This is a genomic window from Coleofasciculus chthonoplastes PCC 7420 (genome assembly GCF_000155555.1).
In the GTDB taxonomy this organism is placed as follows: Bacteria; Cyanobacteriota; Cyanobacteriia; order Cyanobacteriales; family Coleofasciculaceae; genus Coleofasciculus; species Coleofasciculus chthonoplastes_A.
This window is the reverse complement of the sequence record NZ_DS989887.1, coordinates 1-12,259: the sequence shown is the minus strand read 5'-3', so window position 1 is coordinate 12,259 and position 12,259 is coordinate 1. Positions and strand designations below refer to the sequence as shown.

Here is a 12,259-nt window from a genome sequence, read left to right as displayed (position 1 = left end):
CTGTATCTGTCTCTGTAATAAAATTTAACTTAATTTTTCTAAAGCTGCAACATTTCTTTAGATTCATTAGCTACGCAATATGATATTTAGATGATTGATGCTGCTTATGTAGAGACGTGCCATGGCACGTCTAGGATCAGGGGAAGACAAGTGAAGGGTTAATCGTAAGCCCCGACACCCGCCCGGAGTTCAAACTCCGGGCTAAAAGCTTAAGTCCATTAAAATGGACTAAAACTAGAGATGCATTCGTTTTTAGACCATTTGCGCTGTTGGTTCCTTGGGTTTAAACCCAAGGCGGTTGGTGAAACTGGTGCAAGATGTAAGTTCAAATCGGTTCAAAAAACGAGCGATCGCGCACAACTGTGATCATGAAAATCCCTTTCATTCTCCCATTCAAAACAGAAAACGTCGGTCGAGGCGGGTTGAGTTCCATCGGGGTAGGAAAAGACACGATAAGTGTCAAACCCGCCCCTACATTTCTGAAAACGCTTGTCTTGGGGATTTCTCTCCTGATCACTCAAGGGTTTACCCACGCCACCCATGCGGCGAACCCCGAACACTTAGAACAACTCAAAACAACCAATACTTGTCCTCAATGTGACTTAACCGATGCTGATTTAACCAATGCCAATCTTCAGCAGGCAGAGTTGAGCGGTGCTAACTTAAAAGGAGCAATCCTAACGGGGGCTAACTTAAACCAAGCCAATCTCAGCCAAGCCGAATTGAACGGTGCTAAACTGGCTGGGGCAACCTTGGCAAGGGCGAATTTGAGAGAAGCAAAACTGGGGTTAAGAGAACTCGATGCGGATAACCCCTTACCCTCTCAGGTTGAACCTGATAATCTCTACAATACCCTATCTTGGCTGGGCTATTTTCCCGCCTTTATTGCCAATTGGTATGCAGCCGTAGTCACCGATTTGCGCGATACTAACCTCCAGGGGGCTGACTTGTATCGGGCTAATTTGGATGGGGCGCTACTGAGTCGTGCTAATCTCCAAGATGCTCAACTTGACTACGCCAACTTAGTCCGCACTTACTTAAGAGAAGCCACACTCACCAACGCCAACTTAGTCAGTGCTGATTTACGCAATGCTAATTTAACCGACGCCCAACTGGAAGTCGCTGATATTCGTTCAGCGGATTTGCGCGGCGCTAAACTGAATAATGCCAACCTGGATACCGTGAATGCGGATAGCGCCAACTTAAGCGGTGCTAATTTAAGTCAAGCCTATATCACTAATGCGGACTTCAATGGCGCGATTTTGGTGAGGACAACACTGCGAGAGGCGGTGCTGAATGGGAGCAATTTTCAGATCGCGGATTTGACTCAGGCGAACTTACAAGGGGCGCAGTTAAAAGGGATAGGCTTCAATAGGGCTAATTTAACCAAGGCGAATCTGGAGGGGGCAGACTTGACTAATGCTAAACTCGCGATCGCAGACCTAACCAATGCCCAATTGACGGGGGCGATTCTCCACTCCGCTTACCTACACAGCGCGACACTGGCGAATGCCAATTTAAGTGGTGTGGATTTGCAGGGGGCGCAACTGCGAGAGGCGAATTTAAGTAATGTTACATTGGTGGGTGCAACCTTAGAAGATGCCAATCTGATTCGTTCCACCTTAACTGGAGCTAATTTAACCTATACCAATTTAACCCGATGCGATTTACGCGGGGCTAACTTAACCGGGGCAGATTTGAGTTACGCCAACTTGACGCAAGCTAATTTTTCCCAGGCGGTGTTGATGGATGCAAGCTTCCAGGGAGCGAACCTCAGCGACGCCAACTTCAAAAGCGCGATCGGATTTAACCGTTATGCTGTACCTAGACAGTAATCAATCAGCATTTAATATATATATGTAGTGGCGTGGCACAGCTAAAATAGGGCTTTGTTTGTAGTAAGCACTTTAGTGCTATAACGTCTAGCTGGAGAGGGCTAAAGCCCTGACTACGAACCCAGGATATGTTATTTTGTGAAGAAAGTATTTGAATGAGCGAAAAGCACTTTTAGAATATTAATGTGGATAGGAGCAGATTATATGCCAGTAAGATACTTACCCTATCAACGATAACTTTAAAAAATGTTATGCTCCTGAGCGAATCGCCTTTACATCTGGTATACTCTCACTCAAATCGTGTCTAGCGGTCTACCAAACCCATGTTATTTAATAGCTTTGCTTTCTTAGTCTTCTTTTTAATCACGTTCTCGATTTACTACTTACCCGCCTGCAAGAATCTACAAATCCCCATTTTAATTGTAGCCAGTTTGATATTTTACAGTTGGGATAATCCCATGTTGGTTATCTTACTGATTATATCAATGTTACTGAATGGGTTTACAAGTTTTCGAGTTGCCCATGCGGCTGACCGGAAAGGTGAACTGTTTTGGGCATTTACAGGTGTTACGATTAACTTGGCCATATTGGGGTTATTTAAGTATGGGTCTTTATTAACCCATTTATTCGTTGATAACTTAACCAGCGTCAACCCCGGAGAAGGGGCTATTGCTTTACTGTTACATTTGCCGCTACCGATTGGGATTTCATTTTATACCTTTCAAGGAATTAGTTTAGTTGTCGATGTTTTTAGAAATAGAGATAAAGACAACTCTTATGTAGGAGACAGTTTAGTCCGTCATTTAGTTAATACTTCATTTTTTATCGCATTATTCCCACAAATTATTGCTGGTCCTATTGTCAAAGCCAATACGTTTTTTCCCCAGATAGAGACGAAGTATTTTAAGTATATTAAGTGGGATCTTGTTTTCCGTTCCTTGACCATTGGTTATTTCTTGAAAATGGTCGTAGCGGATAACTTAAAAGATTATACCTATTGGATCGCCTGTCCGTACTGCCAAGGACAAGCCACTGCAACCAATTTAGTCTTGCTCTTTGGCTACTCAATGCAAATCTTTGCCGACTTTGCTGGATACTCGATCATTGCCATCGGTTTGGGGGCAGCGTTAGGATACCGTTTTCCAGAGAATTTTAACTTTCCTTACATTTCGCGATCGATTGCTGAATTCTGGCGACGTTGGCATATTTCCTTGTCAAGTTGGTTACGCGATTATTTATATTTTCCTTTAGGCGGGAATCGGAAGGGAAAAGTTAGAACCTATATTAACTTGATGATTGTTATGACACTCGGAGGGCTGTGGCATGGCGCCGCTTGGAGTTATGCCGTTTGGGGGATGTTTCATGGGTTTGGCTTGGCACTAGAACGATTTTTGGGTTTAGCTAGCAAGAATGTAGAAGAACAAGTAAAGCAATTACCACTCTGGCAACAGTTTATCTTGGATTCCATTCGAGTGATGGCTGTATTTTGGTTTGTATCCCTAGGCTGGCTTTTGTTTAAACTGCCTGAGTTTGGAGAAGCGTTACAGTTTATGGGGGCGCTGTTCAAGAATGTAGGTAAACCTCCAGATTTAAGGTTTGTGGCTCCGATTTTAATTTTCTCGTTACCCGTGGTGATTTACCACATACCCCATTTTCCCACATTTGAACATTTAAGCAACCGTTATCTTGATCCCTCAAAAAATAAAGTCGCCAAAGGGCTTCAAAACATTGCTCTAGCGATAATGTTATTTTTTATCCTGTTAAACAGTGGCAGTTCTAATGAATTCATCTACTTCCAATTCTAGTTGGCGCTTCATGGTGCGTCCGCTATTAATCTTAATTTTCTTACTGAGCTTATATCATACGTTAACGGTTGGTAAAGTGTTACCCTCTAGTGAAGGCATTAGTATCGAGGAAACGAACTACGTTAAGGTAGAAAAATATGTCTATCACGATAGTAAAATTGATGTATTACTAGTGGGAAGTTCGCGCACCGCTAAGCTTAATCCTCAGTACATTAGTGATGATGCACAAAATCTAGGAATGCGAGGTTTTTCTTCTACTCTGGGCTTAGAGCTAGTCAAAAATACAGAATTAAAGCCATCAATAGTACTGGTAGAAATTAATGGCACAATTGGACTAACTGATGAAGAATTAATAAAATCGTTATTTGATCCTTTAACGTATTATACTCGCCTATATTTCCCTATGTTTAGGACTGAGTATAGACCAGTTAGTGTTTTTATCCAAGCTGTCCGAAATTTGTTGGAGAAGCTAAATATAATTACACTGGAAGAAATCGATCAAGCCAGAGTTAATCCAGCATTTAGAGAAAAAAGAATACAAGAAGAGATTAAAGAAAAGAATCAACCTTTATCGCAAAAACGAAAGACAAATCTAAGGCAGGATGCAAAATCTATTAAATCTAAAATAGAAAAAATTGAAAAATCTGGTGTGCGCGTTCTTCTCTATGATGTACCTGGAGATCCGCGTCTTGATAGTACAAGGACATTCAGTCAAGAGCGAGAATTGTTGAGAAAGTTATTCCCCTCAGATAAATTTGAGTGGTTACCAGACCCCCCAACGAGAGAGTGGGTGACTTCTGATGGTATTCATTTAATCAGTACTGATGCTAAAATTTTTGCGGAGTTTATTAGAGATCAACTCAAGATAAACTCAAGCAATTTTTCTGAAAAAGAAGCTATTATAGCAGTAGACACATCAATTAGGAAAAACGAACTACATGGACGGTCTCTACCAAATGATGCGTCCTAACCGCTATGGCGATTGCTATAGTTAAGGCTCGTTATTCAAGTCAATGAAAAAAAATCTGCCTGACATACTCCCGGTTATTTGTCTACTTCCCATAGCTGTTATATCATGTCCTAACGATTGCCCATAATTGCAATGCTGCAATAACAGGGGTTTCAGGCGTTTTTATTAGGGGTGTTTGACCGGACATGATATTAGTCGTCCAATTGACAAGATTCAAACTCTTAGCAGATAGGAGTTTTAGCCAGTTAAAACTGATGTTTGAGTGCAGGGCTTATTTCCAGAGCCGTTAATGTCGAATCGCCTGTCGGCGATAGGAAGCATAAGACGCCGTTTTCTCCGCTTTAGCACCATTGGCAACAATCCCTAAGATAGACGCTCCGGCAATCTTTAACCCATCGAATGCTTTTGTGATCAGGGAACGGTCTGTTTTCTCAATCGCTACAACCAGTAAAGTACCATCGGCTTGAGCGGCTATAAGGTTACCATCTCCTAATCCGAGCAACGGTGGCGTATCATAAATAACTAGGTCAAACTGAGTTGAAAATTGCTCCATAAGATACTGCATCTTATCAGAGGCAAGCAGCTTGATCGGATCGGATAAGGTCAGACCCGCCGTTAAGACAAAGAAGTTGTCATCCAGGGGGGATTTATGAATCGCCTCATTGATCGCCACGTTTGTGGTAATGATATCGCTAAGTCCCTGGCTATTGGGCAAATCTAATCGTTTGTGAAGCTGAGGAACCCGTAAATCCGTATCTACCAGTAAAACCCGCTGACCGATTGCTGCTGCGGTTTTAGCTAAGTATACAGCAACCGTTGTTTTACCATCACCTGGTATCGCTGAACTAACCGCTAACGAGTGAATCGGCTTTTTAGATTTTAGCAAGCGGATATTCGTGTAGAGTGAACGGAACGCTTCCATGAAGGGAGACGTACTGTATTGATTCGTCTGATTGCCATGACCAGCAAATAAACGACGGTTGTTTCCAGTGGATAAGTCAGCCACTTGGGAAACGACAGTCCGTTGATTTAACTTCTGAGGCAGTTTCTCCAGTTTTTTGGCAATAGGAATCACGCCCAACAGCGGTAGTTTGGTTGCATTCTTGATTTCCTCAGGTGTGTGGAAGACGGTGTGAAGAATCTCGACGATAAAACCGACACCTATACCTAGTAGTGTACTTAAAATTATGGCGATCGCGACTTGACGCTTTGTCTGTTTTGCTTCAGCCGGAATCAGATTTCCGGCTTCATTGCGCGGAATTTTTGGACCTTCAATAAGCTGCCAAGGTACTTCCTGCTGCGCGGTGTCCAATCTCAACGCTTCCCGTTTTTGCAAAAATTCTTTCAAGTTCCCCGTGGCAACATCTAGTTTTTGTTGTAAGTCACTATATCGACGTGCCGCTTCTGGAAAATGTTGAAGTTGTTGATTGACCTGGTTTTCAGCTTGAAGAATGTTTTGGTATTGTTCTTCTAGTCCTTGAATTTGACCAGCTACCTCTTGCAGAATCACTTCGGCTTTTTGACGAGACAAACGATTAAGATTTTGCTCCTGTTCCCGGAGAATCTGCATCGGCTCACTGTCTTCACGGTAAAGGGATGAACCTACGGCAATTTGAGTTTCTATATCTTGAAGTTGACCGATTATTTTGGCATAGCCATCGCCTTCCCGAGTCAGCAGTTGGATACCATTGCTTGCCTGCAATGAATTTTGGAGTGTTGCGTATAAAGCTTTCTGTTCACTCAGTTCAGCTTCAGTCGCTAATCTATTTTTTTGGATGGCTAGAGCATGTTCAGACAGTAGCATTCCGGTTCTTTCTGGATCGATGAAGTTATATTGCTGTCGTAACGTTTGAAGTTGTTTTTGTAAATCATTAACTTGGTTATGCAAATCGGGCAACTGTTTTCCCAAAAAATCAAGTCCCTGGCGGAGACTGGTTTGGCGCTCATTGAGACTGTATTTTAGATAAGCATCGGCAACTTGACTCAGAGCAAATTCAATAGCTTGAGGGTCTTTATCTTTATAGGTGACGTGTAAAATCTTTGTTCCCTGCTGTTTGCCATCTTTTTCGTATTGAACACGGCTAATGCTTAGCTTTTGAATGATGTTATTATAAGTAACGTTGGGATAATTAACCTTAATGTTTTCCAAAATTGGCTCGATTAATTTAGGACTGCGTAAGACTCGAATTTGAGTTTCGTAGTCTAAGGATGATTCATCCATTCTAATTCGTTGAATGCTGTTTTCTCCTTGCGTTTGCGCCATGAGAAATTGTTCAGCTAAACGACCTTGAGCAGTAACCGGTTCAACTAAGAGCCGAAAATAGCCTTCATAGGTCGGGGGAGTACTTTTTGATTTCCAAACAATAAAGCCACCAATTAATGCCGTTAAGATGATTGCCACACCTGCCATGACAGGAGCGCGACGTCGCACCACCGCAAACAGCCATTGCAAATCCAACGTTTGCTCTTGACCCTCGTCGGGTTCAGCTAGAGAGTTCACGGGCAGTGCCTGAGAGGGTTTCCCATTGGGCTGAGATGGCAAGGGTTGGAAATTATAGTCAGTATTCATCAAGAGCACCTCTAGAGTCTTAGGTTAATTTGCCGCTAGAACACAGTCTTAACCTTATAACCCTGTTTTTCCAGGGGTTAAAGCAGCAATTATAACGTTTCCCCATCCCTATTCTATAAATTTACTTTGCTCAAAGCGGGTTAGGCATAAGATGAATGGAGCCAAGGCTGAATGTGCTAGGCTGAGAAAACAGCAGATACCCTACTGAGCGTAGGGGCTGGCTGTGCTGCCTCCCGACAAAAAGCTATTGTAGGATACCTAAAAGTTCAAAAATTCTGAGTATTCCGACAACGGGATTGATTGGTTCCAGGATTGTACCAATCGTGTCGGTCACTCGAACCGTACCAGAGCGGTTAACGACAATGATGTCATTACTCTGGAGGCGGGGATTGCTTTGCTCGTTTATTCCCTGGGCAAAATCAATGGGTATGGTGCGCTTGGAAACGGTGCCATCGGGATTGAGGCGAATCAGTTCTACGGAATGCTTGTGGGCTCGCTTTTGGTCAAATCCACCAGCAGCCAGCAGCGCCTGATTCAAAGGTGTGTTGGGGGGAACTTCTACGACTCCGGGTTCTATTACTTCGCCAACCACACTCACTTGAATTATTTCAGGTGAAAAAGTAGCAGTAGCTAATTCCGTGGCTTCGGCTGGACTGATGTCGGTAGCGGTTGGCACAATAATTGTATCTCTGTCTTGGAGAATAGCATCCTGGGTAAAATCTCCTTGTTGTAGAAGTTGCCACAGATTGACGGGAATCTCATATTCTGCTCCAGCTTTTGTGGTACGGCGGAGCCTGATTTGGCGAATATCTGCTGTTGGTTTAATGCCCCCAGCTAGCTGGATGGCTTGAGTTAAGCTGGGCGAACCACCCGTCCGAAAAGGAGAATCTGTGGTGTTTCCACCAATGACAACATACGTACCCGGTCGAGTTACTTCACCCACGATAGTCACGTTGCGAGGCTCTTCAGGTTTGATCGCGAAGCTACTTGTGGCAATTTGATAGGCTTCTGTAAGATTAATCGTGGTTAATGATGGAACAAATATGGTATCACCATCGCGCAAGGTAAGATTTTGACGTTCATTTCCCGTCTGTACGAGTTCCCACAAATTGATAGTTCTCACAGGTGCTGATTGGCGGTTCGAGCTGGGACGAATCTGGACTCGGCGTATATTGGCGGCTAGAGTGACTCCCCCCGCTTGCTCAAGGGCTTGGGGTAGAGTGGGATATTGCACCCCAGGCTGGTTGCCCACACCACTTTCTAAATCCAGTAAGTAAGAACCTGGGCGATTAACTTCGCCAGCAATCACTACATTTAAAGGACGAGGTGCTGTCAGGGTTACAGTGACAGTGGGGCGTTTAAGAACCTGAGCGTAGCGATTGGATAGGAGCTGGTTTGCTTCTGTTAGGGTTAATCCTTGCAGGGATACGTAACCAATCAGGGGTAAGGTCAGTGCTCCATCCGGGGGGAGTTGGTAATCTCCGCTCAAATCAGGGAGTTTAAAAACCTCAACATAGATGCGATCGCCGCCGCCTAAGGTGTAATCTGATATCGGTGGTGTGAGGCTAATGGTAGTGCCGACAGGCTGATTCTCTGGCAGAATAGGTAATTGAGCTTGGCTTGGCATGGCACTATTAGTTACCATTAAAGCCAATAGGGTCAGACCTGCCACTATCGGAGTTTTTTGGCTCAGCGTTTTTTGTGTATCAGTAGAAGACATATCCCAGGAGTCCACTCTAGATTCAGGAGGACACAGATTCCAATTTTATTTTAACTGAAAATCATCACTGCAATAGATGTTTGGTGATATTTTTATTATATTATCTTAGCTATAATATTTTAGTCAAGTCAGTAATAATTGCATAGGAGAGTATTTTTTTCTTGAGTGTTACACTAATTAATTGAGGTTAACTGTTTTCTTTATCTATTCCAGGCAAACGATGAAAGAAATACTTTTAAATCCTATTTTTCTGATGCCAATATTAATAATTGGCTTGACTTACATAGGAATTTCATACACATTGGTCAGTCGCAACCCAAAACTTGCTTTTAAGGCAGAAAAGGTTTTGATTTTTGTTTTTATCTTAGTGATGGCAGGCTTTAATTGGGGACTATTTGAGCGCCTACACCCTTTAGCCTCTGCCGTACACGGCACAACTCTTGCGGCAAGGATTGGACAACTAGCCATTTACGGTGCTATTTTATTTATATTTTTTCCTCGACTATCTAATACGTTAAAAGACTCATTACAAGTCTTAGTGATAACTCTCATCGAGAATCCGTTTCTCTATTTACTCTTTTTAATGATGAGTTTATCAATGTTTTGGTCAGAGATTCCTATTCTAACGCTCAGACATACGTTGGTACTTCTTGGAATAACAACCGTTGCCGCTTATATTGCTAAACAATATAACTGGGTAGAACTTTGTGGTTTTATTAAATGGGCAACCGCATTACAAGCTATATTATCATTGATAGATCGTGATCCTCAAGGTAAGGGGTGGACAGGTATTTATGGACATGCTAATGGTCATGGCAGTCACATGGGTCTATCTGTGGCTTTGTGGGCGTGGTATGCCGTAAATTATCCCAAACAACGTTGGTTTGCTGTGATTATAGCAGCTATCTCACTCTTACTTGTGGAAAAAACCAACTCTGCGGGAGCCAAGGTGCAAATATTTGTCTACTTTAGCTTTTTAATTTACCTACAAGTTGTTAAAAAGCTGCCTCCAAAGTGGCAATTTGTAGCCGTTGTTCTTTTCATAATTTTATTTAGCATTGCTACTATCTTAATCACAGAAAACCTGGAAACGATTGTTGTTGATGTTCTGGGAAAAGATATGACATTTACAGGTCGTAGACCAATGTGGGAATTGCTCTGGGAGACAAAAATTAAATCCCATTTGTGGTTAGGTTACGGCTATTACAGTTTTTGGCAGCCTTGGCGAGGGATAAGTGACTCAGGTCTCGTGATTATGCCCAACGGGTACAAAGTACCGAATGCTCATAATGGTTTTATGGAAATCATACTAGATATAGGTATGATTGGATTGATTTTCTTTTTGCTGGCTTACTTAAAAACAATAGCTACCGCTATTCGGTATATGAATCAAAGTAACCAACGTGAATCTGTACTGCCTTTCCTGTTTTTGATGTACTTAATTATGCCAGCATTAACCAACAATCGTATCATAGATTTTAGTGATTTTTGGTGTTATTACATTTTTGTAGTCGTCCGCTTAAGTATAGACCTTCACCAAATGAGTGTAAGCCGCAAGGAACAATCTAAAATGCTTGATCAATCGGTGATACCGAAATTGAGAGACTAAACCTGCTGCTCCTACTGTCTACCTCAGACAGGGTTCTTTTATAACTGTCTCTTTCTACAGCAAAATAGGGCATTACTTAATTTTCTTCAAATAAGTTTTCAGTAGAGGCTTAATTTCAATTAAAGCAGGCGCTGGATGTAGAAAAGGCATAAATTGCTTCATAATTCGCATACTTTCCCGAATAAACTTAGCGTTATACATGTAATTTGGTTTCATGGCAGGTTGCTGGGGTAGTCGATCATGATCAATATCAATAAATAAGGCTAACCACTGTCTCGCATTTTCACGATAATCAAATTTTTCTTGGACAAACTTTAGTCCGTTTTCACCAAATTGCTGAGCTATTGAAGGATTATTTAACAGATATAAGATATTTCTAACTAGATCCCGATCATTATGTCCCAGTAATCCGGTTTTTCCATGAATCACAGTGTCAAGGAGTCCACCGTTAGCTCCAGAAACAACAGGAGTTCCACAGGCTTGAAACTCCACAGCCACTGAACAAAATGTTTCTGTAAGCCCTGATGGATTAGCAACACCTACATCAGCCTGTTGCAAAATTCCAATTTTCTCTTCCCCCAGTAACCCCAAAAAATTTACAGAATCGAGTAAGTTGCCATTTTCATCAGATAAAAAGGGGCGTATCCACTTGGCTTCATACGCTTCTTCAGCAACGCCCCATTTGCCTAGTAATTGATTGCGATCATAAAGTTGACCACTTCCGATGACAACTAGCTTAGCATCAGATTTAGCTTGAATAATTTTTTTCCAAACTCTAGCTAGATGATGAAAGCCTTTAGAATAAATAATGTTCCCGACAAATACTACAGTATTTCCGGATTTAACTATATCTGTTTTAGGCTTAAAATATTCAACATTAAATGGATTGAAAATCCGAGTAGATTTTGGAAATACTCTATGATCTCGTAACAAATCAAGCTGTTCATGTCCTACACAAACATGGGCTTTAATTTGAGAACAATCAGCTATTTGATTTAATTTGCTTCGATCCGGTGTATTGTTTGAACGAGCTACGGCTTTTATTTTTAGTTTACGAAGTTGATCATATATTTGATCACCTCCACCAGCCGATTTGAAAATAAAGATATCGCAGCCTTCTTTTTCACTTTTTATGGCTGCATCTACAAGAGATTCCGCATGGCACACACTTAACGATGGTGGAAAAAGTTCTAGGTGATTTGCCAGGAGCAAGATCTCAAGCTGATCGGGATAAAGTTGATTTAAGTAATAGGCTGTAGCCAGTGTAGTAAATTGAGTTCCACCAATGCCGGGATTCCCTTTTTCGGGAATTCTTAAGTCAACCTGAGGATGACCTTTATTTTCAAGATGAAAGCCTACTTTTATTTTCGGTGTCATGATGGGTGGTTTTTCTTGAGCAGTACTATAGCAATCCTAAATAGGATGCAACAAGCGAAATGTTCAAAACTCAGGTATAGCAAGGGTTTCATTTTTGAAAATTACCACAACCTAAATAGGATTGCTATATAATATTCTATTTTTCAAGAAGACACAACACTTATCTTCTATTATTTGTAGTGTTGTTTAGTCAATTCTAAAAGTTATAAGCTCTGTTTGGCAATAAGACTATTAGTTGATTTGATGGATAAAATTTGTAATTTTTTGCTGCAAGTTTGACTTATTTATTTATAAATCTTTACTTTATTTATTTTTTTTTTACATTGCTCGGAGATTCATTCAAAGAATAAACGCCCCTTAGATCCCTGACATAA

The 12,259-nt window shown here is 41.6% G+C and carries 7 protein-coding genes; 4 read left to right on the top strand and 3 right to left on the bottom strand.

Annotated features, from left to right (window positions below; all coding sequences use genetic code 11):
* Positions 1-368 precede the first annotated feature (368 nt).
* The 3 genes from MC7420_RS34455 (at position 369) to MC7420_RS34445 (ending at position 4,610) form a co-directional block, all read left to right on the top strand.
* Positions 369-1,835, top strand: coding sequence for a pentapeptide repeat-containing protein (locus MC7420_RS34455; RefSeq protein WP_052307595.1), 1,467 nt, complete (start codon positions 369-371; stop codon positions 1,833-1,835).
* Positions 1,836-2,158: 323 nt separating this feature from the next.
* Positions 2,159-3,640, top strand: coding sequence for an MBOAT family O-acyltransferase (locus tag MC7420_RS34450; protein ID WP_006106613.1), 1,482 nt, complete (start codon positions 2,159-2,161; stop codon positions 3,638-3,640).
* A complete protein-coding gene (locus MC7420_RS34445; RefSeq protein ID WP_044211380.1) occupies positions 3,615-4,610 on the top strand; it encodes a hypothetical protein in 996 nt (331 codons plus the stop codon). Before MC7420_RS34450 ends, MC7420_RS34445 begins: the two co-directional genes overlap by 26 nt.
* A gap of 286 nt (positions 4,611-4,896) precedes the next feature.
* Here the strand turns inward: MC7420_RS34445 and MC7420_RS34440 are convergent, their stop codons facing one another.
* Positions 4,897-7,179: a GumC family protein gene (locus tag MC7420_RS34440; RefSeq protein ID WP_006106611.1), complete on the bottom strand. Its 2,283-nt coding sequence runs from the start codon at positions 7,177-7,179 to the stop codon at positions 4,897-4,899.
* A gap of 244 nt (positions 7,180-7,423) precedes the next feature.
* The gene (locus MC7420_RS34435) at positions 7,424-8,899 is read right to left on the bottom strand and encodes an SLBB domain-containing protein (protein ID WP_044211377.1); all 1,476 of its coding nucleotides are present in this window, start codon (positions 8,897-8,899) and stop codon (positions 7,424-7,426) included.
* Positions 8,900-9,119: 220 nt separating this feature from the next.
* On the opposite strand from MC7420_RS34435, the gene MC7420_RS34430 reads away from it, so the two are divergent.
* Positions 9,120-10,508 carry an O-antigen ligase family protein gene (locus MC7420_RS34430; protein WP_006106616.1) on the top strand — a complete coding sequence of 463 codons (1,389 nt, stop codon included), beginning with the start codon at positions 9,120-9,122 and terminating at the stop codon, positions 10,506-10,508.
* A gap of 72 nt (positions 10,509-10,580) precedes the next feature.
* Here MC7420_RS34430 and MC7420_RS34425 read toward each other — a convergent pair whose 3' ends face one another.
* Positions 10,581-11,885, bottom strand: coding sequence for a glycosyltransferase family 4 protein (locus tag MC7420_RS34425; protein WP_006106610.1), 1,305 nt, complete (start codon positions 11,883-11,885; stop codon positions 10,581-10,583).
* Positions 11,886-12,259: the final 374 nt, after the last annotated feature.